Source organism: Actinacidiphila acididurans, from assembly GCF_016918855.1.
GTDB classification, from domain to species: Bacteria; Actinomycetota; Actinomycetes; order Streptomycetales; family Streptomycetaceae; genus Actinacidiphila; species Actinacidiphila acididurans.
In genome coordinates, this window is sequence record NZ_JADKYB010000004.1 from 479,819 (window position 1) to 503,040 (window position 23,222).

The following is a 23,222-nucleotide window of genomic DNA, read 5'->3' on the forward strand; positions in this document are numbered from 1 at the left end:
CACCGGCCGAGTACGGCCACGGCACCGACGCACCACGTACGGCACGGCACAGCAGAGCACGTACGACCGGCAGGACAGCGGGGAGAGGCGAGGGCACACCATGCAGGGCGAGGCCGGATACGGATTCATCATCAGCCTGGACACACAGGGGTCGGGCGCGGTGCCCGACCCCCAGCGGCCCGCGCTGCGCAACCGGATCTACGAGGTGGCCGAGGGCGCCTTCGAGCGGGCCGGGCTCGCGGAGGAGGTGCTGTTCCAGGAGGACCGCGGCGACGGCATCCTCGCGGTGGTCGAGCCGCGGCGCACCGAGCGGGTCGCCGGGGAGTGGGTGGAGCACCTGCACCAGAACCTGCGCGCCGCCAACGCCGGGGCCGCCCGGCCGCTGCGGCTGCGGGTGGGACTGGCGGTCGGGCCGGTGACGCCCGACGGGCACGGCTTCTCCGGCGCCGCGGTGGACCTGGCCTGCCGGATCGGCAACTGCGCCGAGGCCAAGCGGGTGCTGGCCGCCGCCGAGGGCGCGCCGCTGCTGATCGCGGTCACCGACGGGCTCTACCAGGACGTGATCGCGCCCGGCGGCCGGTGGATCGAGCCCGACCACTACCGGCAGTACACGACCGAGCTGCCGGAAGGCCCGTACCGGCCCTGGTTCATGGTGCCGGGACGGCAGACACCGCCGCTCCCCGGGGAGGGGGACGCGCCCGCCGTCGGGGAGGCGGACGCGCAAGCGGGGGCCGGGGAGCGGCGGGCCCCCACCGGTGCAGGCCAGACGCGTGAGGGCCGGACCGGTGAGGGTCAGACCGGTGACGGGAACAGCGGCGGGGACCACTTCCACTTCGGGCCGGTCACGCACGACGGCTCGGGATCGATCCTCCAGGGCCAATTCGGCGACATCACCTTCGACCACCGGGGCGGTGAGCGATGAGCGGCGAGGGCGGGGCACAGGGCGGCGGCGCGCCGGGCGCGGGCGCCGGGGCGGCGGCCAGAGGAGGCGCGGCGCCCGGCGGCGGGGCCGGACCCGCGCCGAACGCCGGCCAGGGCGGCGCGGGCGCCGGCGGCGCGCAGGCCCCCGGCCCCGGCGGAAAGCCCGGCCCGAAGCCGGGCGGCGGGGCCGAGGAGCCCGCGCGGCCGGCCGCGGAGGAGGGCCTGTTCGGTGCCGCCGACGCCGACTCCTCGGGGAAGGAGGGCCGGGCCGGGGCCACCGTCGCCGCCACCCGGATCGCCCGCGAGTCCCGGGCGGCCTTCTCGCTGCACGACGCGAGCACGTACATCGGCGGCTCGATCGGCTCGGTCAACTTCCAGCTCGGCGGCGCGGTGCAGACCCTGCTGGCCGGGCCGGTGCCGGACGAGGAACTGCGCCGGCTGCGCCGCCGGTTCACCAAGCCGCCCGGCTACGACGAGTTCAAGCGCCGGCTGGCCGCCGACCGGCTGCTGGTCCTGTCCGGCCAGCCCGGCACCGGCCGCATGCACACCGCGCTGTCGCTGCTCGACGACGTCAGCCACGGCAAGGTCGCCCGGCTCGACCCCGGCTCGGACCTGACCGCGCTCGGCGCCGACAGCGGCGCCGTCGAGACCGGCCACGGCTACGCCCTGGAGCCCGACGGCGGCCGGCTGCCCGAGGAACTCCACCTGGACCGGCTGTGCAAGCTGCTCGGCGAACGCGACGCCTACGCGGTGCTGCTGGCCGTACCCGACCCGGGCGACCCCGGCTCGGGCCGCGGCCGCTACCACCGGGCGCACGAGCCGGCCGACCCCGACGCCGTCCGCGACGCGCACCTGGCCGCCGAGCTCGACAAGGAGCCGCCCGAGCGCCGGCAGGAGGCGCTGCTGGTCGCCGCCCGGCCGCGGATCAGGGCCGCGCTGGGCCTGGACGGCCTGCTGCCCGCCGAGGCCGCGCTGCTGGCCCGCCTGCTGGCCCGGCACGTCACCGGCGAGCTGACCGAGGACCGGCTGGTCGCGCGGTGCCAGGGCTTCGCGGTGGACCAGGTACGGCAGTGGTTCGCCGGCGGCGCGCGGGCCGAGTCGCTGCCGGCACTGCGCGACGCCGCGTACCGGATCGCACTCGCGGTCTTCGGCGGCAGCTCCTTCAGCATCGTCGCCGAGGCCGCCGAACAGCTCGCCTGGGAACTGGCGGTGACCATCGAGCCGGAACGCGTCACCGGCCGGCCGCTGCTCAGCGACGGCCTGGAGGCCCGGCTCGCCTCGGCCCGCGCCGTCGTGGAGACCCGGCCGCAGCCGGTGGTCGCCGGGCAGGACATCCCGGTACGGACGGTACGGTTCCGCGGCGAGCGGCTGGCGCCCGCGCTGCTGGCCCACCTGTGGGAGCACCACCACAACATGCGCGCCCCGGTGCTGCGCTGGCTGGACTCGCTGTGCCAGGACCGCCGCGAGGACGTGTGGACCAGGGCCGCCGTGGTGGCCGGCGAGCTGTGCCGGCACGACTGCGCGCACACCCTCAGCGACCTGCTGATCCCGATGGCCGAGGCCGAACAGGCCCGGCGCGGGCTGTTCGTGGCCACCGCGCTGGAGAGCGTACTGACCGACGCGCAGGTCGGGACGGCCCTGCGGACCCTGGTCACCTCCTGGGGCGAGTCCGCGGACGTCAACCAGCGCTGGACGGCGGCAGCCGTGCTCAGCCGCGGCACCGCCACCGCGGGCGTCGCCGAGGCGCTGGGCCGGCTGGGCCGGATCGGCACCTGGGAGGAGGGCCGGCTGCGGGTGGTCGCCGGGGAGAGCGTGGTGCACCTGGCGGGGGCCGGCCCGGGGCGCGAGCCGCTGGCCCGGATCCGCACCTGGCTGGGCGACAACCGCCGGCACCACCAGGACCTGGGGCTGGTCACCACCGTGCTGCTGGCCGAGTTCCTGGTCGAGCAGCTGTGGAACCCGGCGCCCGAACTGGCCGGGCGGGAGAAGTGGCCGCTGCCGCTCGCCCTGGCCGCCGTCCACCCGGAGCGCGCCCCCGAGATCGCCGGGCTGATCTGGACGGCCCTGAACACCAGCCGCTCGTACGAGGCCGCGCTGGACGCGGTCGCCGAATGGCTGCGCACCTGCCGCGGCACCCCGTGGGAGGGCGAACTGCTGCGGTTCCTGCCGCTGCTGGCACTGACCGCCGACGACCGGCAGCGACTGCTGTCACTGATCAAGGAGCTGGCCGAGGATCCCGACGATCCCGTGGGCCAGGAGCAGACCCGCCGGCTGCGGCAGGCGGTCACGGAAGTGGGGATTCGATGACGCACAACAACTGGCAGGCGCAGGGGCCGGGCGGCAGAGCACCGCAGAACCAGGAGGTGGAACTGCCGCTGCACCTGCGGGGGCCGTTCCTGCGGGAGTTCGTGCCGCAGTCCTCGTACAAGCACCACGGGGCGCAGATCGCCTCGGTGGTCTTCTACAAGAACGGCGGCTACAGCATCATCACGGTGCGCGGCCGGCAGAACGTCAACAAGCCGGTGTTCGGCGGTCCGGGCTCGGTGTGCCACATCGCCCGCGGGCGGCACCAGGTGTCCTTCGAGATGGAGCTGCCGACCCTCGGCGACCAGGCGAACTTCCTGTGCGCGGTGGACGTCAACTGGGAGGTCAAGGACTTCCACCTGACCGCGGAGAAGCGGGTGGTGGACGTGGAGCAGATGCTGCGGCCGCCGCTGCTGGCCCGGCTGCGGATGATCACCCGCAGGCACCGGCTGGACGGCGCGCAGCACGCCGACGAGGCGATCCAGGCCGAACTGGCCGGCGGCCACTGGGACGACTTCGGCGCCGAGATCGGCCTGACCACCCAGGTGTTCGTCCGGATCGACCTCGGCCGGGCCGCCGCCGACCACAACCAGGCGCTGACGCAGGTCGGCTACAACGCGACCGTGCAGTCCGCGCTGGACCAGGCCGCGCAGGCCCGGGTCCAGGCCAACCTGCCCGCGGCCCGCCAGCTCATCGAGGCCGGGGAGGCGCAGCACTACGCCCACCTGCTCGCCGCCGACCCCGGCCGCGCGGCCGACATCCTCGGCGCGCTCCAGGCGCAGGCCAAGGAGCAGCGGCAGGGCGCCCTGGAGTACCTGACCCGCCTCATCGACCAGGGCGTCGTCCAGCGCCATCAGGTCGAGGGCCAGGTGCAGATGCTCATCGACTACGCGCGTTCGGTGGGCGGCACCGCCTTCCCCGGCCTCACCCAGCCGGCCACCGCGCTGCCCGTACCGCCGGTCGCCCCGGCCGCCTCCGTGCCGCCGGCTCCGCCGGTGATTCCGGCGTCCGACATCCCGCCGGCCGCTCCGGTGGCGCCCACGGTCCCGATGACGGCCGTGCCCGCCGACCTGCCGCCGATGCCGCCGGTCCCGCCGACGCCGCCCGCCGCGCAGACGGCCGAGCTGCCGCCGCTGGACCTGAGCGCGCTGGGCGAGGCGGCGGCGAAGGTGGCGGCCGTGCAGGACGCCGCACCGGGTACGGCCAATGGTTCCGGTACGGCGAACGGTTCGGGCGCGACGGTGGAGGGAGCGACCGTGGATGGGCAGGGCGGCTGATCCTCAGGCCGGCCCGGACGCGCCCGTGCCGGACGCCTCCCTTTACGTCGCGGAGCGGCTGCTGGCCGTCGTCCGCGACGATCTGGCGCGTGCGGACACGAAGGCCGCGGTGCTGCTGTCCGGGGCCCTGGCGGCCCCCGCGCTCCTCTTCGGCGGCCAGTGGCCGTGCGGGGGCGCGCTGCGGGCCTGGCCGCCCCTGCTCTGGCCCGCGGCCGCCTTCTGGGCCGCCGGCACGGCCCTGCTCGTCTGGGCGATCCTGCCGCGTACCCGCACCCTGCGCCCCGGGCCGGGCCTCACCTACTTCGGTGACGCCCGGCCCGGGCTGGACCCCGCCGACCTCCTGCGCGAAGTGGCCGCCGCCGGGCTGGACCGCGTGGGGTGGCTCATGACGCAGTTCGTGGACATCAGCGGGATCCTCACGACGAAGTTCCGCTGCATGCGGTGGGGTATGTGCTGCCTCGCCCTCGGCCTGGCGCTCGCCGCGATCGGACTCGGGTTCGGGACAAGCTGAAGGGGCGCGGACTCTGCGGCAACCAGCTCGGGAGGTTCTGCGCATTGCCGAGTGCAGATCCGTTGTGGCTGGTCGCGCAGTTCCCCGCGCCCCTTCTGTGTTAGGTGCTCCCGCTACCTCACCTCACAAAGACCCCTGCCTTGTCCGCCAGGTCCAGGAAGTACTGGGGGGCCAGGCCCAGGACGAGGGTGACGGCGACGCCTATGGCGATGGCGGTGGAGGTGAGGGGGCTGGGGACGGCGACGGAGGGGCCGTCGACCTTGGGCTCGGAGAAGAACATCAGGACGATGACGCGGACGTAGAAGAAGGCGGCGATCGCCGAGGAGATCACGCCGACGATGACCAGGGGCATGGCGCCGCCCTGGGCCGCGGCCTTGAAGACGGCGAACTTTCCGGCGAAGCCCGAGGTGAGGGGGATGCCGGCGAAGGCCAGGAGGAAGACCGCGAAGACGGCGGCCACCAGCGGGGAGCGGCGGCCGAGGCCGGCCCAGCGGGAGAGGTGGGTGGCCTCGCCGCCGGCGTCGCGGACGAGGGTGACGACCGCGAAGGCACCGAGGGTGACGAAGGAGTACGCGGCCAGGTAGAAGAGCACCGACGAGACGCCGGTCCGGCTGGTGGCCAGGACGCCGGCGAGGATGAAGCCGGCGTGGGCGACCGAGGAATAGGCCAGCAGGCGCTTGACGTCGGTCTGGGTGACCGCGATGACCGCGCCGATGACCATGGTGGCGATCGCCACGCCCCACAGCACCGGCCGCCAGTCCCAGCGCAGGCCGGGCAGCACCACGTAGAGGAGCCGGAGCAGGGCGCCGAAGGCGGCGACCTTGGTGGCGGCGGCCATGAAGCCGGTGACCGGGGTGGGCGCGCCCTGGTAGACGTCGGGGGTCCACATGTGGAACGGCACCGCGCCGACCTTGAAGAGCAGGCCGACGGTGACCATGGCCAGGCCGATCAGCAGCAGCGCGTCGTTGCCGGTGGTGTTGGCCAGGGCCGGGGTCATCGGGGCGGTGCCGTCGATGACCCGGGAGATCTGGCCGTAGGAGACCGAGCCCGCGAAGCCGTAGAGCAGGGCGATGCCGAACAGCAGGAAGGCCGAGGAGAAGGCGCCCAGCAGGAAGTACTTGACCGCGGCCTCCTGGGACATCAGGCGGTTGCGGCGGGCCAGCGCGCACAGGATGTACAGCGGCAGCGAGAAGACCTCGAGGGCCACGAAGAGCGTCAGCAGGTCGTTGGCGGCCGGGAAGATCAGCATGCCGCCGACCGCGAACAGCAGCAGCGGGAAGACCTCGGTGGAGGTGAAGCCGGCCCGGACCGCGGCCTTCTCCTGGTCGCTGCCGGGCACCGCGGAGCCCTGCGCGGCGAAGGAGTCCACGTGCCGGCCGTGCGCCATCGGGTCGAGCCGGCGCTCGGCGAAGGTGAGCACGGCCACCACCGCCACCAGCAGGATCGTGCCCTGGAGGAACAGCGTGGGGCCGTCCACCGCGACCGCGCCCATGGCGGCGATGTGCGCCTTGGTGGTGCCGTAGCCCTTCTCGGCCAGCGCGATCACGGCCGCGAAGGCGGCGGCGAGCCCGACCACGGACAGCACCACCTGCGCGGTGTAGCGGTTGCGGCGCGGCAGGAATGCCTCGGCCAGGATGCCCACGCACGCCACCCCGAACACGATCAGCACCGGCGAGAGCTGGGCGTATTCGATGTGCGGCGTGGGGAACCGGTCGGGGCCGGCCGCGGCCTGTGCCCACAGGCCGTGGACCGCGCCGTGGGCGCCCTGGACTCGAGTGACGGATGCGCTCACTTCTTCGCCTCCAGCGCGGGCGTGGGGTCGGTCTTGTGCACGTCGGAGAGCGTGTGGCGGACCGACGGGTTGACGATGTCCGTCACCGGCTTGGGGTAGACGCCGAGGAACAGCAGCAGCGCGATCAGCGGTGCCACCACCACGAGTTCCCGCACCTTGAGGTCGGACATGCCCTCGATCCCGGCCTTGACCGGGCCGGTCATGGTCCGCTGGTAGAGCACCAGGACGTACAGCGCCGCCAGTACTATCCCGAGCGTGGCGACGATGCCGAACGCCGGGTAGCGGCTGAAGGTGCCGACCAGGACCAGGAACTCGCTGACGAAGGGCGCGAGTCCGGGCAGCGACAGGGTGGCCAGACCGCCGATCAGGAAGGTGCCGGCCAGCACCGGGGCGACCTTCTGCACACCGCCGAAGTCCGCGATGAGCCGGGAGCCGCGGCGGGTGATCAGGAAGCCGGCGACCAGCATCAGCGCCGCGGTGGAGATGCCGTGGTTGACCATGTAGAGCGTGGCGCCACTCTGGCCCTGGCTGGTCATCGCGAAGATGCCCAGGATGATGAAGCCGAAGTGGGACACCGAGGCGAACGCGATCAGCCGCTTGATGTCGCGCTGGCCGACCGCGAGCAGCGCCCCGTAGATGATGCTGATCACCGACAGGACCAGGATCGTCGGGGTGGCCCACTTGGACGCCTCGGGGAAGAGCTGGAGGCAGTACCGCAGCATCGCGAAGGTGCCGACCTTGTCCACCACGGCGGTGATCAGGACCGCGACCGGCGCGGTGGACTCGCCCATGGCGTTGGGCAGCCAGGTGTGCAGCGGCCACAGCGGGGCCTTGACCGCGAAGGCGAAGAAGAAGCCGAGGAACAGCCAGCGTTCGGTGGAGGTCGCCAGGTGCAGCCGGCCGGCGGCGCGGGCGTTCAGGATCTCCTGGAGGGAGAAGGTGCCGGTGCCGAGCTGCTTGGCGGTGGCCGCGTACAGGCCGATCACCGCGGCCAGCATGATCAGGCCGCCGACCAGGTTGTAGAGCAGGAACTTCACTGCCGCGTACGAGCGCTGGCGCGCCCCCTCGTCCTCCCCGGCCGCGTGCGCGCGGTCGCCGAAGCCGCCGATGAGGAAGTACATCGGGATCAGCATGGCTTCGAAGAAGATGTAGAAGAGGAAGACGTCCGTGGCCTCGAAGGCGATCACCACCATCGCCTCGACCAGCAGGATCAGCGCGAAGAAGCCCTGGGTGGGCCGCCAGCGCCGGTTGTCGGCCGTCTCCAGCGGGTCGGGGTCGTGCCAGCCGGCCAGCATGACGAACGGGATGAGCAGGGCGGTCAGGGTGATGAGGGTGACGGCGATGCCGTCGACACCCAGGTCGTAGTGCAGCCCGAAGTTCTTCACCCAGGTGTGGGTCTCGGTGAGCTGGTAGCGCGGTCCGCTCGGGTCGAAGCGGATCATGGCGACCGCGGCGAGCACCAGCGTGGCCAGCGAGAACAGCAGCGCCGTGTACTTGGCGGTGGTCCTGCGGGCCGCGGGCACCGCCGCCGTGATGATCGCGCCCGCCGCGGGCACGACGGCGGTCGTGGTCAGGAGGGGAAAGGACATGAGCTATCAGACCGCCCTCATCAGAAGGGTCGCGGCGACGACCAGCGCGGTGCCGCCCAGCATCGAGACCGCGTAGGAGCGCACGTAGCCGTTCTGCACCCGGCGCAGCCGTCCGGACAGGCCGCCCACCGAGGCCGCGGTGCCGTTGACGACACCGTCGACCAGGGAGTGGTCGAGGTAGACCAGCGACCGGGTCAGGTGCTCGCCGCCGCGGACCAGGACCACGTGGTTGAAGTCGTCCTGGAGCAGGTCGCGGCGGGCGGCCCGGGTGAGCAGGCTGCCGCGGGGGGCGACCGCGGGCACCGGCCGGCGGCCGTACATCGCCCAGGCCAGCGCCACGCCGACCACCAGGACGACCATGGTGCCGGCGGTCACGGTGGCGGTGCTCACCGGGGAGTTGCCCTCGGAGTGCCCGGTCACCGGCTCCAGCCACTTCACGAACGCGGAGTTGATGCTGAACAGGCCGCCGGCGAAGACCGATCCGAAGGCCAGCACGATCATCGGGACGGTCATGGTGGCGGGCGACTCGTGCGGGTGCGGCTCGTGGCCTTCTGCGTCGGGCTGCCAGCGCTTCTCGCCGAAGAACGTCATGATCATCACGCGGGTCATGTAGAACGCGGTGATCGCCGCGCCCAGCAGGGCCGCGCTGCCCAGGATCCAGCCCTCGCCGCCGCCCTTGGCGAACGCGGCCTCGATGATCTTGTCCTTGGAGAAGAAGCCGGACAGGCCCGGGAACCCGATGATCGCCAGGTAGCCCAGGCCGAAGGTGACGAAGGTGATCGGCATGTACGAGCGCAAGGCGCCGTAACGGCGCATGTCCACTTCGTCGTTCATGCCGTGCATCACCGAGCCGGCGCCGAGGAACAGCCCGGCCTTGAAGAAGCCGTGGGTGACCAGGTGCATGATCGCGAACACGTAGCCGATCGGGCCGAGGCCGGCCGCCATGATCATGTAGCCGATCTGCGACATCGTGGAGCCGGCCAGGGCCTTCTTGATGTCGTCCTTGGCGCAACCGACGATCGCACCGAACAGCAGCGTGACCGCGCCGACCGTGACCACCGCGGTCTGCGCGTCGGGGGCGGCGTTGAAGATCGCGGAGGAGCGGGTGATGAGGTAGACGCCGGCGGTCACCATCGTGGCGGCGTGGATGAGGGCGGAGACCGGGGTCGGGCCCTCCATCGCGTCGCCGAGCCAGGACTGCAGCGGCACCTGGGCGGACTTGCCGCACGCGGCCAGCAGCAGCATGAAGCCGATTCCGGTGACGGTGGCGTGCTGCGTGCCGGACGCCTGGGCCACCTTGGGGAAGACGTCGGCGAACGCGAACGACCCGAAGGTGGTGAACATCAGCATGATGCCGATCGACAGGCCGATGTCGCCGACCCGGTTGACGATGAACGCCTTCTTCGCCGCGGTGGCCGCGCTGGGCTTGTGCTGCCAGAACCCGATCAGCAGGTACGAGGCCAGGCCCACGCCCTCCCAGCCCGCGTAGAGCAGGAAGTAGTTGTCGGCCAGCACCAGCAGCAGCATCGCCGCCAGGAACAGGTTGAGGTAGCCGAAGAAGCGACGGCGGCGCTCGTCGTGCGCCATGTAGCCGATCGAGTAGATGTGGATGAGCGAGCCCACCCCGGTGATCAGCAGGACGAAGGTCATCGACAACTGGTCGAGCTGGAAGCCGACCTGCGCCTGGAAGCCTTCCACCGGCACCCATGTCCACAGGTGCGAGGTCAGCGTGCGCTGGGCGGTGTCCTTGCCGAGCATGTCGGCGAAGAGCACCACCGCGAAGGCGAAGGACACCAGCGCGAGCAGGGTGCCGATCAGATGGCCGGTACGGTCCAGCCGCCGGCCGCCGGTCAGCAGGATGCCCGCGCCGAGCAACGGCGCCGCGACGAGCAGTCCGATCAGGGTTTCCACTGGCGCAGCCCCTCTACAGCTTCATCAGGTTGGCGTCGTCGACCGAGGCCGAGTGGCGGGTGCGGTAGATCGACACGATGATCGCCAGCCCCACCACGACCTCGGCGGCGGCGACGACCATCGTGAAGAAGGCGATGATCTGGCCGTCGAGATTGCCGTGCAGCCGGGAGAAGGTGACGAACGCCAGGTTGCAGGCGTTCAGCATCAGCTCGACGCACATGAAGACGACGATCGCGTTGCGCCGGATCAGCACCCCGGCCGCGCCGATGGTGAACAGCAGCGCCGACAGGTACAGGTAGTTGACCGGGTTCACTTGGCGCCCTCCTCTGCGTGGTCGGCTGCGTGCTCAGCCGGGTCCGCGGGGTCCGCGGGGTCGTCGCCGGAGCCGGCGCCGGGCAGCCCCTTGCGGCGGCCGGGCTCCCAGCGGGAGGCGCCGGCCACACCCCGGCGCTCCAGCCACTCCTCGGAGCGCTGGTCGAGTTCGGCCAGCCGGCGCAGCGCGTCCCGGGAGACGTCCCGGATCTGGCCGCGCTCGCGCAGCGTGGAGCTGACGGACGCCTCGGAGATGGTGCCGTCGGGCAGCAGGCCGGGGATGTCCACCGCGTTGTGCCGCGCGTACGTACCCGGCGCCGGCAGCGGGGTGACCTGCGTGCCCTCGCGCACCCGGGCCTCGGCCAGCTCGCGCTGGGTGCGGCGCTCCTCGGTGCGCTCCCGGTGGGTGAGCACCATGGCGCCGATGGCCGCGGTGATCAGCAGGGCGCCGGTGAGCTCGAAGGCCCACACGTACGTGGTGAACAGCAGCCGGGCCAGGCCCGGCACGTTCCCGCCCTGGGCGGAGTTGGCGGCGCCGGTCCCGGTGAAGGTGTGCAGCGAGGCGTTGGCGATGCCGGCGATCAGCAGGACGCCGAAGCCGATCCCGCAGATCGCGGCCCACCAGCGCTGCCCCTTCAGGGTCTCCTTCAGGGAGTCCGCGGCGGTGATGCCGACCAGCATGACCACGAACAGGAACAGCATCATGATGGCGCCGGTGTAGACGACGATCTGCACCACGCCCAGGAAGTACGCGCCCTGCGCCAGGTAGAAGACGGCGAGCACGATCATCGTGCCCGCCAGGGAGAGCGCGCTGTGCACGGCCTTTTTCATCAGCACCGTGCCCAGCGCGCCCAGCACGGCGACCGTGCCGAGCACCCAGAACTGGACCGCCTCCCCCGTGGAGGTCTGCGACGCGGATGCGGCGAGCGACATCATGCCTCGTCCCCCGTTCCGGCCGGAGTGGTCCCGCCGGGCGCGCTGACCTCGGCGCCGGACGCGTCGGCGGCCCGGTCAGCCGGGTGGTCGGCAGCCTGGTCGGCGGCCTGCTCCGCGGGCTGTTCGCCCTTGGAGACCGCGACCTGCCGTACGGTGCCGGGCGCCGCCTCGGTGACCGCGCCGCGGTAGTAGTCGCCCTCGTCCATGCCCGGGAAGATGGAGTGCGGGGAGTCGACCATCCCCTCCTCCAGGCCGGCCAGCAGCTGCTCCTTGGTGAAGATCAGCGACTCGCGGGTCCGGTCGGCGAGTTCGTACTCGTTGGTCATGGTCAGCGCCCGGGTCGGGCACGCCTCGATGCACAGACCGCACAGGATGCAGCGGGCGTAGTTGATCTGGTAGACGCGGCCGTACCGCTCGCCCGGGGAGTAGCGCTCCTCGTCGGTGTTGTCCGCGCCCTCGACGTAGATCGCGTCGGCCGGGCAGGCCCAGGCGCACAGTTCGCAGCCCACGCACTTCTCCAGCCCGTCCGGGTGCCGGTTGAGCTGGTGCCGCCCGTGGAACCGCGGCGCGGTGGGCTTCTTGTACTCCGGGTACTGCTCGGTCAGGCGCTTCTTGAACATGGCCGTGAAGGTCACGCCGAAGCCCGCGACCGGTCCCAGGAACTCAGGCATCGCCGTCCTCCTCGTTCTCCTTCTGCGTGACATCCGGCGCCGGTGACGCGCCCACGAGCTGGCCCTGAGCCCGGCTCGGGCGCCGCGGCACCCTTTCCATCTGCTGTCCCGGCAACGGCGGCACGGGATAACCGCCGGCCATCGGGTCGAATCGCTCCGGCGGGGCCGGAGCGCCGCCGGGCGGTGCCGCACGCTTGTCCTCGCGGTCCCGGAAGAGGTCCACGACCAGCGAGATCAGCAGCAGCGCGATCACGGCGCCGCCGATGTACAGCACGATCTTGGTGAAGTCGTAGTTCTCGTTGCGCATCGCCCGCACGGCGGCCACCAGCATCAGCCAGACCATCGAGACGGGGATGAGCACCTTCCAGCCCAGCTTCATCAGCTGGTCGTAGCGGACCCGGGGCAGGGTGCCGCGCAGCCAGATGAAGAAGAAGAGCAGCAGGTTCACCTTGATGACGAACCACAGCAGCGGCCACCAGCCGTGGTTGGCGCCGTCCCACACCGTGGAGATCGGCCAGGGGGCGCGCCAGCCGCCGAGGAAGAGGGTGGTGGCGACCGCGGAGACCGTCACCATGTTCACGTACTCGGCGAGCATGAACAGCGCGAACTTGATCGAGCTGTACTCGGTGTTGAAGCCGCCCACCAGGTCGCCCTCGGACTCGGGCATGTCGAAGGGGGCGCGGTTGGTCTCCCCGACCATGGTGGCGATGTAGATCAGGAACGACACCGGCAGCAGGATCGCGTACCACCGCTGGTGCTGTGCGGACACGATGGTCGAGGTCGACATCGAGCCGGTGTAGAGGAACACCGCGGCGAAGGACAGGCCCATCGCGATCTCGTAGGAGATCATCTGCGCCGAGGCGCGCAGGCCGCCCAGCAGCGGGTAGGTCGAGCCGGACGACCAGCCGGCCAGCACGATGCCGTAGATGCCGACCGATGCCGTGGCCAGGATGTAGAGGATGCCGATCGGCAGGTCGGTGAGCTGCATCGGGGTGCGGTGGCCGAAGATCGAGATCTCGTTGTCGGCCGGGCCGAACGGGATCACCGCGAAGGCCATGAACGCGGGGATGGCCGAGACGATCGGCGCCATCACGTAGACGACGACGTCGGCCCGCTTGACGTTCAGGTCCTCCTTGAGCATCAGCTTCACGCCGTCGGCCAGCGACTGGAGCATGCCCCAGGGGCCGTGCCGGTTGGGTCCGATGCGCAGTTGCATCCAGGCGACGACCTTGCGTTCCCAGACGATGGAGAACAGTACGGTCAGCATCGCGAAGGCGAAGCAGAACACCGCCTTGATGACGATGAGCCACCACACGTCGTGCCCGAAGTACGACAGGTGCTCGGTCGTCGCGGCCAGCGACACCGTCCCGCCGTTCACCGTGCTGGTCATTCGGCCACCTCCGAGGTCGGTGCGCCCACGGTGACGACCTGGCCGGGAAGCGCTCCGGTGTCCGAGCCGACGCCCCCGCCGACGGAGTTGAGCGGCACCCAGACCACGCGGTCCGGCATCGGGGTCACGGTCAGGGGCAGGGTCACGGTCCCGGCCGGGCCGGTGACGGCGAGCGGCTCGCCGTCGGCCACCCCGAGCTCGGCCGCGGTCGCCTCGGACACCCGGGCCACCGCCGGGTGGCGGGTGCCGGCCAGCGCGTCGTCGCCCTCCTGGAGCCGGCCCTGGTCCAGCAGCAGCCGGTGGCCGGCCAGCACCGCCTGCCCGGCCGCGGGGCGGGGCAGCGGCACCGTGGAGGCCAGCGGCGCGGCGGCGCGGGTGCCGTCCCAGCCGGAGAGCAGGTCCAGTTCGCGGCGGGCCGCGCCGACGTCGGCCAGGCCCAGCCTCGCGTCCATCGCGTCGGCCACCATGGTCAGCACGCGGGCGTCGGTGAGCTGGTGCCGGGTGGTGGCCTGGTCGGGCTTGATCGCGGTCTCGAACGTCCGGACGCGGCCTTCCCAGTTGAGGAAGGTGCCGGACTTCTCGGCGACCGCGGCGACCGGCAGCACCACGTCGGCGTGCTCGGTGACCTCGCTGGGCCGCTGCTCCAGGCTGACCACGAAGTCGGCGTTGGCCAGCGCGGCCCGCGCGCGGGCCGGGTCCGGCAGGTCGGCGATCTCGACGCCGCCGATCACCAGGGCGGTCAGTTCGCCGGTGGCCGCGGCCTCGACGATGGCCTCGGTGTCGCGGCCGGTGCGGCCCGGCAGGTCGGGCAGCCCCCAGATCCGGGCGACTTCCTCGCGGGCCCGCGGGTCGGTGACGACCCGGCCGCCGGGCAGCAGCGCGGGCAGCGCCCCGGCCTCGACGGCGCCGCGCTCACCGGCCCGGCGCGGGATCCAGGCGAGCGTCGCACCGGTGGCGGCGGCCAGCCGGAGCGCGGCGGTCAGCGCGCCCGGCACGGCGGCCAGCCGCTCGCCGACCAGGATGGCCGCGCCCGGCTGCCGCAGCGCGTCGTGCGCCTCGCGGCCCAGCTCGTCCAGCCCGATCCCGCCGGCCAGCGCGTCCAGCCACTCCGGCTCGGTGCCGGGCGCGGTCGGCAGCAGCACGCCGCCGGCCTTGTCCAGGCCGCGGGTGGCGTGGGTGGCCAGCGCGTACGTGCGCTGCTTGAACTTGCGGTGCGCCTTGCGCAGCCGCAGGAAGACCGACGGCGCCTCCTCCTCGGCCTCCAGGCCGGCCAGCAGCACCGCCGGCGCCTTCTCCAGCCCTTGGTTGGTCAGGCCTTTTTCGTCCAGGTCCACCCCGTGCCCGGCGACCGCGGCGGCCAGGAACGCGGCCTCCTCGGCGGAGTGCCGGCGGGCCCGGAAGTCCACGTCGTTGGTGCCGAGCACCACGCGGGCGAACTTGGCGTAGGCGTAGGCGTCCTCGACCGTGACCCGGCCGCCGGGGAGCACCGCCGCCCGGCCCTGCGCGGCGGCCAGCCCGGTCGCGGCGGCGGCCAGCGCCTCCGGCCAGCTCGCCGGGACCAGCTCACCCTCGGCGTTGCGGATCAGCGGCTGGGTCAGCCGCTCGGGCCGCTGCGCGTAGCGGAAGCCGAACCGGCCCTTGTCGCACAGCCACTCCTCGTTGACCTCCGGGTCGTTGGCGGCCAGGCGTCGCATCACCTTGCCGCGCCGGTGGTCGGTACGGGTGGCGCAGCCGCCCGCGCAGTGCTCGCACACCGACGGCGAGGAGACCAGGTCGAACGGGCGGGAGCGGAACCGGTACGCGGCCGAGGTGAGCGCGCCCACCGGGCAGATCTGGATGGTGTTGCCGGAGAAGTACGACTGGAACGGCTCGCCCTCGCCGATGCCGACCTGCTCCAGCGCGCCGCGCTCCAGCAGCTCGATGAACGGGTCGCCGGCGATCTGCTGGCTGAACCGGGTGCAGCGGGCGCACAGCACGCACCGCTCGCGGTCCAGCAGCACCTGGGTGGAGATCGGCACCGGCTTCTCGTACGTGCGCTTGCGGCCCTCGAAGCGGCTGTCCGGGTCGCCGACCGACATCGCCTGGTTCTGGAGCGGGCACTCGCCGCCCTTGTCGCACACCGGGCAGTCCAGCGGGTGGTTGATGAGCAGCAGCTCCATCACGCCGCGCTGGGCCTTGGCGGCCACCGGAGAGCTGATCTGGGTGGAGATCACCATGCCGTCGGTGCAGGTGATGGTGCACGAGGCGACCGGCTTGCGCTGGCCCTCGATCTCCACGATGCACTGGCGGCAGGCGCCCACCGGGTCCAGCAGCGGGTGGTCGCAGAACCGGGGCACCTCGACGCCGATCATCTCGGCGGCGCGGATGACCAGGGTCCCCTTGGGCACCGAGACGCTGATCCCGTCGATGGTGACGGTGATCAGGTCCTCGGGCGGCACCGCCGGGGCTCCTCCGGAGGGTGCGTTGGTGATGACGGTCACGCGATGACCTCCGTCCGCGAGGAGTCGGCCCAGGCGGTGGAGCGGGCCGGGTCGAAGGGGCAGCCCTGGCGCTCGATGTGCTCCTCGTACTCCGCGCGGAAGTACTTCAGGGAGGAGAAGATCGGGGCGGCGGCTCCGTCGCCCAGCGCGCAGAAGGACTTGCCGTTGATGTTGTCGGCGATGTCGTTGAGCTTGTCCAGGTCCTCGGGCCGGCCCTTGCCGGCCTCGATGTCCCGCATCAGCTGGACCAGCCAGTAGGTGCCCTCGCGGCAGGGGGTGCACTTGCCGCAGGACTCGTGGGCGTAGAACTCGGTCCACCGGGTGACCGCCCGCACCACGCAGGTGGTCTCGTCGAAGCACTGCAGTGCCTTGGTGCCGAGCATCGAGCCGGCCGCGCCCACGCCCTCGTAGTCCAGCGGCACATCGAGGTGCTCGTCGGTGAACATCGGGGTGGACGAGCCGCCGGGGGTCCAGAACTTCAGCCGGTGGCCGGGCCGCATCCCGCCGCCCATGTCGAGCAGTTGGCGCAGGGTGATGCCGAGCGGGCCCTCGTACTGGCCGGGGCGGGCGACGTGGCCGGACAGCGAGTAGAGCGTGAAGCCCGGGGACTTCTCGCTGCCCATCGTCCGGAACCACTCCTTGCCCCGGTTGACGATGGCGGGAACGGACGCGATGGATTCGACGTTGTTCACGACAGTGGGGCACGCGTACAGGCCCTCGACCGCGGGGAAGGGCGGCCGCAGCCGGGGCTGGCCGCGCCGGCCCTCCAGCGAGTCGAGCAGCGCGGTCTCCTCGCCGCAGATGTAGGCGCCGGCGCCCGCGTGCACCGTGATGTCCAGGTCGAAGCCACTGCCCTGGATGTTCCGGCCGAGGTAGCCGGCGGCGTACGCCTCGCGGACCGCCTCGTGCAGCCTGCGCAGCACGGGCACGACCTCACCACGGAGGTAGATGAAGGCATGGTTGGAGCGGATCGCCCAGCAGGCGATCACGATGCCCTCGATGAGGGAGTGCGGGTTGGCGTACAGCAGCGGGATGTCCTTGCACGTCCCGGGCTCGGACTCGTCCGCGTTGACCACCAGGTAGTGCGGCTTGCCGTCACCCTGCGGGATGAACTGCCACTTCATCCCGGTGGGGAAGCCGGCGCCGCCGCGGCCGCGCAGCCCGGAGTCCTTGACGTAGGCGATGACGTCGTCCGGCGGCATGGCCAGCGCCTTGTGCAGCGCCTGGTATCCCTCGTGCCGGCGATAGGTCTCCAGCGTCCATGACTTCGGGTCGTCCCAGAACGCCGACAGCACGGGTACGAGCAGCTTCTCCGGGGATTCCACCGTCATCCCTCGCCCTCCTCGGTGACCGGTCCGCCCTGGTGGTCGGGGTCGGACGCCTGCTGCGGGACCGTGCGGCCGGGCGTCTCGCCGCGGTGCAGCCGAAGACCCGCCAGCGAGGCCGGGCCCGCGCTGCCGCCGGCCTCGACCGCGCCCTCGCGCTCGTCGGGGAAGCCGGCCAGGATCCGCGCGGTCTCCTTGTACGTGCACAGGGGCGCGCCGCGGGTCGGGCGCACCTCCCGGCCGGCGATCAGGTCGTCGACCAGCTTCTTGGCCGACTCGGGGGTCTGGTTGTCGAAGAACTCCCAGTTGACCATCACCACCGGCGCGAAGTCGCAGGCCGCGTTGCACTCGATGTGCTCCAGCGTGACCTTGCCGTCCGCGGTGGTCTCGTCGTTGCCGACGCCGAGGTGGCCGCGCAGCTCGTCGAAGATCGCGTCGCCGCCCATCACCGCGCACAGCGTGTTGGTGCATACCCCGACCTGGTAGTCGCCGGACGGCTTGCGCCGGTACATCGTGTAGAAGGTGGCGACCGCGGTGACCTCGGCGGTGGTCAGGTCCAGCACGTCGGAGCAGAACCGGATGCCGGTCCGGGAGACGTACCCCTCCTCGGACTGCACCAGGTGCAGCAGCGGCAGCAGGGCGCTGCGCGAGTCCGGGTAGCGGGCGATCACCTCCCGGGCGTCGGTCTCCAGCCGGGCCCGTACGTCGGCCGGGAAGTCGGGCGCCGGCATCTCGGGGATGCCGAGTGACACCTCGGTCATCGGTCGACACCTCCCATCACGGGGTCGATGGACGCCACCGCGACGATCACGTCGGCGACCTGGCCGCCTTCGCACATCGCCGCCATGGTCTGCAGGTTGGTGAAGGACGGGTCGCGGAAGTGCACCCGGTACGGGCGGGTGCTGCCGTCGCTGACGACGTGCACGCCCAGTTCGCCCTTGGCGGACTCCACCGTCGAGTACGCCTGGCCGGCGGGCACCCGGAAGCCCTCGGTGACCAGCTTGAAGTGGTGGATCAGGGCCTCCATGGAGGTGCCCATGATCTTCTTGATGTGGTCCAGGGAGTTGCCCATGCCGTCCGGGCCGAGGGCGAGCTGCGCGGGCCAGGCGATCTTCTTGTCCTCGACCATCACCGGGCCGGGGGCGAGCCGGTCCAGGCACTGCTCGACGATCCGCAGGCTCTCGTACATCTCGTGCAGCCGGACCAGGAACCGGCCGTAGGAGTCGCAGGTGTCGGCCGTCGGCACCTCGAAGTCGTATGCCTCGTAGCCGCAGTACGGATCGGTCTTGCGCAGGTCGTGCGGCAGGCCGGCGGCACGCAGTATCGGGCCGGTGGCGCCCAGCGCCATGCAGCCGGCCAGGTCCAGGTAGCCGACGTCCTGCATCCGGCCCTTGAAGATCGGGTTGCCGGTGGCGAGCTTGTCGTACTCCGGCAGGTTCTTGCGGAACTTCTTCACGAACTCCCGGATCTGGTCCACGGCGCCTGGCGGGAGGTCCTGCGCCAGGCCACCGGGCCGGACGTACGCGTGGTTCATCCGCAGGCCGGTGATCAGCTCGAAGATGTCGAGGATCATCTCGCGGTCGCGGAAGCCGTAGATCATGATGGTGGTCGCGCCCAGCTCCATGCCGCCGGTGGCGATGGCCACCAGGTGGGAGGAGATCCGGTTGAGCTCCATCAGCATCACCCGGATGACGCTGGCGCGGTCCGGGATCTGGTCCTCGATGCCGAGCAGTTTCTCCACCGCGAGGCAGTACGCGGTCTCGTTGAACAGCGGCGTGAGGTAGTCCATGCGGGTCACGAACGTGGACCCCTGGGTCCAGGTCCGGAACTCCATGTTCTTCTCGATGCCGGTGTGCAGGTAGCCGATGCCGGCCCGGGCCTCGGTGACCGTCTCGCCGTCGATCTCCAGGATCAGCCGGAGCACGCCGTGCGTGGACGGGTGCTGCGGGCCCATGTTGACGATGATCCGCTCGTCGTCGGCCTTGCCGACGGTCTCCGCGAGCTCGTCCCAGTCCCCGCCGGTGACGGTGAAGACCCGGCCTTCGGTGGTCTCGCGTTCCTCGGCCTGCTGCGGTGCGTGGGGGGTACTGGTCATCAGCTGTACGACCTCCGCTGGTCGGGAGCCGGGATCTGGGCGCCCTTGTACTCGACGGGGATGCCACCGAGCGGGTAGTCCTTGCGCTGCGGGTGGCCGGGCCAGTCGTCCGGCATCATGATCCGGGTGAGCGCCGGGTGGCCGTCGAAGACGATCCCGAAGAAGTCGTAGGTCTCGCGCTCGTGCCAGTCGTTGGTCGGGTAGACCGGGACCAGCGAGGGGATACGCGGGTCGGTGTCCGGGACGCTGACCTCCACCCGGATCAGCCGGGTGTGGGTGATCGACCGCAGGTGGTAGACGGCGTGCAGCTCGCGGCCCTGGTCGCCGGGGTAGTGCACCCCGCTCACCCCGGTGCACAGCTCGAAGCGCAGCGCCGGGTCGTCGCGCAGGGTGCGGGCCACCCGGACCAGGTGCTCGCGGGCGATGTGGAAGGTCAGCTCGCCCCGGTCGACCACGGTCTTCTCGATCGCGTCGCCCGGCGGCAGGCCCTGCTCCTCCAGCGCGCCCTCGAGTTCGTCGGCGATCAGGTCGAAGACACCCTCGCCGCTCTCGCCGCCCGGTCCGCCGTACGGCCGGGTGCTCGCGCCGGGCAGCCGGACGGTACGTACCAGCCCGCCGTAACCGGAGGTGTCGCCGCCGTTGTTGGCACCGAACATGCCCTTGCGGACGCCGATCACCTCACCGGCGCCCGTCTCGCGCGGGCTCGGCAGCTGGTTGCCGTCGCCCGGGCCGTTGGGGGAACTGTCAGGGGGAGTGGTCACCGCAGCAGCCCCTTCATCTCGATGAGCGGCAGGGCGTTGCGCGCGGCTTCCTCGGCCTCCCGGGCGGCCTGCTCGCGGTGGACGCCGAGCTTGCTGTCCTGGATCTTCTCGTGCAGCTTGAGGATCGCGTCGAGCAGCATCTCCGGCCGCGGCGGGCAGCCGGGCAGGTAGATGTCGACCGGCACGATGTGGTCGACGCCCTGCACGATCGCGTAGTTGTTGAACATTCCTCCGCTGGAGGCGCACACGCCCATGGAGATGACCCACTTGGGGTTCGGCATCTGGTCGTAGACCTGCCGCAGCACCGGGGCCATCTTCTGGCTCACCCGGCCCGCGACGATCATCAGATCGGCCTGGCGCGGCGAACCGCGGAAGACCTCCATGCCGAACCGGGCCATGTCGTAGCGCCCGGCGCCGGTGGTCATCATCTCGATGGCACAGCAGGCGAGTCCGAAGGTGGCCGGGAACACCGACGCCTTGCGCACCCAGCCGGCCGCGGTCTCCACCGTCGTGAGGAGGAATCCGCTCGGCAGTTTCTCTTCGATACCCATGCGTTGGCTCCCTGGTCCCCTCGGTCCCCTCTAGTCCCACTCCAGGCCGCCGCGCCGCCATACGTACGCGTAGGCGACGAAGACGGTGAGCACGAACAGGAGCATTTCCACGAGCCCGAACATCCCGAGGCGGTCGAACGTGACGGCCCACGGGTAGAGGAAGACGATCTCGATGTCGAAGACGATGAAGAGCATCGCCGTCAGGTAGTACTTGATCGGGAAGCGGCCTCCGCCGGCCGGTTGCGGGGTGGGCTCGATGCCGCACTCGTACGCTTCCAACTTGGCCCGGTTGTACCGTTTCGGCCCGATGATCGAGGCCATGAAAACGGAGAAGATCGCGAAGCCGGCCGCAAGGCCGCCCAGCACGAGGATGGGCGCGTAGGCGTTCACCGTCCCCCGCTCCTTCCAGTCGACAGTGACTGACGTGTACGGACCGTGTCCTTGCCTGCCCACTGCGTCACAAAATCAACGAAGATCGCGTCTATGTGAGGCAGTTCACAAGCCCGAACCGCCTGCATACTATGCCTCCCGGTCTGTGATCTGCGACACGGGGTACCGACCGACATTTGTGATCTCCACCACCCGGTGACTGATCATGAAGTCGGACTGGCGGCGATCATGCGCCAGAGGCGGCGGAAACGATCACTTCCCGTCATCACCGGGGTCGTTACCGCTGGTCAGCGCCGTGTCCCCATTATCATTCGGTGTCGCATCAAAGCAAATTCGCACTGGGCGAATCGGCGTGATAGCGCCTGGTGGCCCCGCCGGGAGGGGGAGGGATCGGCGGGCGGAGGCGGTCCGTTCGTCTGTGAACGCGTGCACGAGCGCATAAGTAACCGGTCGGGCGAAAATCGCCCAATGCCGACTCAGTTCAAGATCGGGCATTGGGGATTTAAGCCGTGGTCACGTCAACTGTGTCGTATCCCACCTTTGTTGAACGGAACCATTCGCTCCTGATAGCCAATGCACATGTCCCCGAACAACTCCCGGACAGATATGTCCGATTCGCATAGCTATGCTCGCAGCGACGCCCATACCGGCCGCCGACGGCACGCGGCGTCCCGCGGTTCCAAGTGGACCCGCCGGGCCGGACTCGTCGGCGGTGTCGTCAGTGCGCTCGCGCTCAGCGGCGCAGCCGCCCCGGCTCTGGCCGAAACGCACCACACGCAGCACCGCGGCCACCGCGCCGCGACGGCCGCGGCCACCACCGCCGCGACCGACTGGTTCTCGTCGTCGCACGCCCGGCAGGACGCCTCGGCCGTGGCCCGGCAGTCGGCAGCCGCACGGGCCGCCGCCGACACGGCCTGGCGGCAGGCGCAGGAAGCGCAGCGGGCCCACCGGGCCAAGGCGGCGCAGGCCGCCCGGGCCGCCGAGGCCGCGAAGGAGGCCAAGGCAGCGGCGGCAGCCGCCAAGGAGAAGGCCGCGCGGCAGGCTCGCGCCGAGGCCGCCGCCAAGGCCGAGGCCCTGGCGAAGGAGAAGGCCGCGGCGGCCGCCAAGGCCAAGGCGGCCGCGGCAGCGGCTCAGGCCAGGGCCCAGCAGGCCGCGGCTCAGGCCCGTGCCGCCCAGGCCCGGCCCACGGTGACCGCGACGCCGGTCGCCCTGGTGACCCCGGCGCCCGCGCCGACCGCGACGGCCACTCCGGCTCCCACTCCCCCGGCCACTCCCGCTCCGGCCCCCTCCACCCCCGTGACCTCCACCCCGGTCACCCCCGCACCGACCGACACGACCCCGGCCCCGGCGCCGTCGAGCAAGACCGACCAGCTCATCGCCTTCCTCAAGGCGCAGGTGGGCAAGGCGTACGTCTACGGGGCGACCGGCCCCAGCTCCTACGACTGCTCCGGCCTGACCCAGGCCGCCTTCGCCTCGGTGGGCGTGAGCCTGCCGCGGACCTCGCAAGCGCAGTCCACCGTCGGCACCCCCGTCTCCCTGGACGCCCTCCAGCCCGGCGACCTGCTCTTCTGGGGCGGCAAGGGCAGCGCCTACCACGTGGGCGTCTTCATCGGCGACGGCCAGTACCTGGACGCGGCCAACCCCTCCACCGGGATAGGCATCCACGCGCTCAGCTACTCCATGCCGAGCGGGGCTGTCCGGGTCCTCTGACCCTCCGGGTTCTCCGGGAAGACCTGAGCTCACAACGCTTCACAACAGCACGCACAACAGAACAGGGCGGCCGCCTCCCCAGTCCGACCGGGGCACGGCCGCCCCGTGCGTTTCAGCCGAAAACCGCGCAGCCGCGCATGCCGGCAGCGCCCGCAGCATCGCACCGCGCCCGTACGTCCGGGCCGAGCCCGTACGCCAGGGCGCCCGCGCGCATCAGCCGAAATCCGCGCAGCCGCGCCCGCGGGCAGCGCCGACAGCATCGCGCCGCGCCCGCCCGTACGTCCGGGCCGAGCCCG

At 71.7% G+C, this 23,222-nt stretch carries 19 protein-coding genes; 5 read left to right on the forward strand and 14 right to left on the reverse strand.

The genetic code is table 11. From position 1 onward, the window contains the following. Positions 1–100 precede the first annotated feature (100 nt). The 4 genes from ITX44_RS09985 to ITX44_RS10000 are packed head-to-tail and all read left to right on the forward strand — an operon-like array spanning position 101 to position 5,013. Positions 101–922, forward strand: a complete 822-nt coding sequence (locus ITX44_RS09985; RefSeq protein ID WP_205356705.1) for a nucleotidyl cyclase domain-containing protein — start codon at positions 101–103, stop codon at positions 920–922. Continuing rightward, positions 919–3,228: a hypothetical protein gene (locus ITX44_RS09990; RefSeq protein ID WP_205356706.1), complete on the forward strand. Its 2,310-nt coding sequence runs from the start codon at positions 919–921 to the stop codon at positions 3,226–3,228. Before ITX44_RS09985 ends, ITX44_RS09990 begins: the two co-directional genes overlap by 4 nt. Beyond that, complete coding sequence (locus ITX44_RS09995; protein WP_205356707.1) at positions 3,225–4,502, forward strand: hypothetical protein; 1,278 nt, start codon at positions 3,225–3,227, stop codon at positions 4,500–4,502. The genes ITX44_RS09990 and ITX44_RS09995 overlap by 4 nt, the downstream gene beginning before the upstream one ends. Beyond that, entirely contained in the window at positions 4,486–5,013 is a 528-nt protein-coding gene (locus tag ITX44_RS10000; protein WP_236060281.1) for a Pycsar system effector family protein, read from the forward strand. The genes ITX44_RS09995 and ITX44_RS10000 overlap by 17 nt, the downstream gene beginning before the upstream one ends. Positions 5,014–5,131: 118 nt before the next feature. Here the strand turns inward: ITX44_RS10000 and nuoN are convergent, their stop codons facing one another. The 14 genes from nuoN to ITX44_RS10070 are packed head-to-tail and all read right to left on the reverse strand — an operon-like array spanning position 5,132 to position 21,216. Next, positions 5,132–6,805, reverse strand: coding sequence for an NADH-quinone oxidoreductase subunit NuoN (gene nuoN, locus ITX44_RS10005; protein WP_372440866.1), 1,674 nt, complete (start codon positions 6,803–6,805; stop codon positions 5,132–5,134). Then, on the reverse strand, positions 6,802–8,394 hold the full coding sequence (locus ITX44_RS10010; RefSeq protein ID WP_205356708.1) for an NADH-quinone oxidoreductase subunit M: 1,593 nt from the start codon (positions 8,392–8,394) through the stop codon (positions 6,802–6,804). The genes nuoN and ITX44_RS10010 overlap by 4 nt, the downstream gene beginning before the upstream one ends. Before the next feature lie 6 nt (positions 8,395–8,400). Further along, positions 8,401–10,305, reverse strand: coding sequence for an NADH-quinone oxidoreductase subunit L (gene nuoL / locus ITX44_RS10015; protein ID WP_205356709.1), 1,905 nt, complete (start codon positions 10,303–10,305; stop codon positions 8,401–8,403). Positions 10,306–10,318: 13 nt separating this feature from the next. Next, positions 10,319–10,618 (reverse strand): NADH-quinone oxidoreductase subunit NuoK, encoded by a 300-nt coding sequence (gene nuoK / locus ITX44_RS10020; RefSeq protein WP_205356710.1) that lies wholly within the window; start codon positions 10,616–10,618, stop codon positions 10,319–10,321. Then, the gene (locus tag ITX44_RS10025; protein ID WP_205356797.1) at positions 10,615–11,550 is read right to left on the reverse strand and encodes an NADH-quinone oxidoreductase subunit J; all 936 of its coding nucleotides are present in this window, start codon (positions 11,548–11,550) and stop codon (positions 10,615–10,617) included. Before ITX44_RS10025 ends, nuoK begins: the two co-directional genes overlap by 4 nt. After that, complete coding sequence (gene nuoI, locus ITX44_RS10030; RefSeq protein ID WP_205356711.1) at positions 11,550–12,224, reverse strand: NADH-quinone oxidoreductase subunit NuoI; 675 nt, start codon at positions 12,222–12,224, stop codon at positions 11,550–11,552. The genes ITX44_RS10025 and nuoI overlap by 1 nt, the downstream gene beginning before the upstream one ends. After that, positions 12,217–13,614, reverse strand: a complete 1,398-nt coding sequence (gene nuoH / locus ITX44_RS10035; protein WP_205356712.1) for an NADH-quinone oxidoreductase subunit NuoH — start codon at positions 13,612–13,614, stop codon at positions 12,217–12,219. Before nuoH ends, nuoI begins: the two co-directional genes overlap by 8 nt. After that, complete coding sequence (locus tag ITX44_RS10040; RefSeq protein WP_205356713.1) at positions 13,611–16,094, reverse strand: NADH-quinone oxidoreductase subunit G; 2,484 nt, start codon at positions 16,092–16,094, stop codon at positions 13,611–13,613. Before ITX44_RS10040 ends, nuoH begins: the two co-directional genes overlap by 4 nt. Further along, positions 16,091–17,425 (reverse strand): NADH-quinone oxidoreductase subunit NuoF, encoded by a 1,335-nt coding sequence (gene nuoF / locus ITX44_RS10045; RefSeq protein ID WP_205356714.1) that lies wholly within the window; start codon positions 17,423–17,425, stop codon positions 16,091–16,093. The genes ITX44_RS10040 and nuoF overlap by 4 nt, the downstream gene beginning before the upstream one ends. Beyond that, positions 17,422–18,180 carry an NADH-quinone oxidoreductase subunit NuoE gene (nuoE, locus tag ITX44_RS10050; RefSeq protein ID WP_205356715.1) on the reverse strand — a complete coding sequence of 253 codons (759 nt, stop codon included), beginning with the start codon at positions 18,178–18,180 and terminating at the stop codon, positions 17,422–17,424. The genes nuoF and nuoE overlap by 4 nt, the downstream gene beginning before the upstream one ends. Beyond that, positions 18,177–19,514 carry an NADH-quinone oxidoreductase subunit D gene (locus tag ITX44_RS10055; RefSeq protein ID WP_205356716.1) on the reverse strand — a complete coding sequence of 446 codons (1,338 nt, stop codon included), beginning with the start codon at positions 19,512–19,514 and terminating at the stop codon, positions 18,177–18,179. Before ITX44_RS10055 ends, nuoE begins: the two co-directional genes overlap by 4 nt. Then, the gene (locus tag ITX44_RS10060) at positions 19,514–20,224 is read right to left on the reverse strand and encodes an NADH-quinone oxidoreductase subunit C (protein ID WP_236060366.1); all 711 of its coding nucleotides are present in this window, start codon (positions 20,222–20,224) and stop codon (positions 19,514–19,516) included. Before ITX44_RS10060 ends, ITX44_RS10055 begins: the two co-directional genes overlap by 1 nt. 47 nt (positions 20,225–20,271) lie before the next feature. Further along, the gene (locus ITX44_RS10065; protein WP_205356718.1) at positions 20,272–20,826 is read right to left on the reverse strand and encodes a NuoB/complex I 20 kDa subunit family protein; all 555 of its coding nucleotides are present in this window, start codon (positions 20,824–20,826) and stop codon (positions 20,272–20,274) included. Between the two features lie 30 nt (positions 20,827–20,856). Continuing rightward, positions 20,857–21,216 (reverse strand): NADH-quinone oxidoreductase subunit A, encoded by a 360-nt coding sequence (locus ITX44_RS10070; protein WP_103887024.1) that lies wholly within the window; start codon positions 21,214–21,216, stop codon positions 20,857–20,859. Positions 21,217–21,822: 606 nt separating this feature from the next. Here ITX44_RS10070 and ITX44_RS10075 point away from each other — a divergent pair. After that, on the forward strand, positions 21,823–22,926 hold the full coding sequence (locus ITX44_RS10075; RefSeq protein ID WP_205356719.1) for a C40 family peptidase: 1,104 nt from the start codon (positions 21,823–21,825) through the stop codon (positions 22,924–22,926). Positions 22,927–23,222 lie beyond the last annotated feature (296 nt).

Bases quoted from the DNA above. Each gene is read 5' to 3' on its own strand.
- ITX44_RS10055 (WP_205356716.1), bottom strand. From the start codon at position 19,514: ATGACCAGTACCCCCCACGCACCGCAGCAGGCCGAGGAACGCGAGACC.
- nuoH (WP_205356712.1), bottom strand. From the start codon at position 13,614: ATGACCAGCACGGTGAACGGCGGGACGGTGTCGCTGGCCGCGACGACC.
- ITX44_RS10000 (WP_236060281.1), top strand. From the start codon at position 4,486: ATGGGCAGGGCGGCTGATCCTCAGGCCGGCCCGGACGCGCCCGTGCCG.
- nuoI (WP_205356711.1), bottom strand. From the start codon at position 12,224: ATGCCTGAGTTCCTGGGACCGGTCGCGGGCTTCGGCGTGACCTTCACG.
- ITX44_RS09990 (WP_205356706.1), top strand. From the start codon at position 919: ATGAGCGGCGAGGGCGGGGCACAGGGCGGCGGCGCGCCGGGCGCGGGC.
- ITX44_RS10065 (WP_205356718.1), bottom strand. From the start codon at position 20,826: ATGGGTATCGAAGAGAAACTGCCGAGCGGATTCCTCCTCACGACGGTG.
- ITX44_RS10075 (WP_205356719.1), top strand. From the start codon at position 21,823: ATGTCCGATTCGCATAGCTATGCTCGCAGCGACGCCCATACCGGCCGC.
- ITX44_RS09995 (WP_205356707.1), top strand. From the start codon at position 3,225: ATGACGCACAACAACTGGCAGGCGCAGGGGCCGGGCGGCAGAGCACCG.
- ITX44_RS09985 (WP_205356705.1), top strand. From the start codon at position 101: ATGCAGGGCGAGGCCGGATACGGATTCATCATCAGCCTGGACACACAG.
- ITX44_RS10010 (WP_205356708.1), bottom strand. From the start codon at position 8,394: ATGTCCTTTCCCCTCCTGACCACGACCGCCGTCGTGCCCGCGGCGGGC.
- nuoE (WP_205356715.1), bottom strand. From the start codon at position 18,180: ATGACCGAGGTGTCACTCGGCATCCCCGAGATGCCGGCGCCCGACTTC.
- ITX44_RS10025 (WP_205356797.1), bottom strand. From the start codon at position 11,550: ATGTCGCTCGCCGCATCCGCGTCGCAGACCTCCACGGGGGAGGCGGTC.
- nuoF (WP_205356714.1), bottom strand. From the start codon at position 17,425: ATGACGGTGGAATCCCCGGAGAAGCTGCTCGTACCCGTGCTGTCGGCG.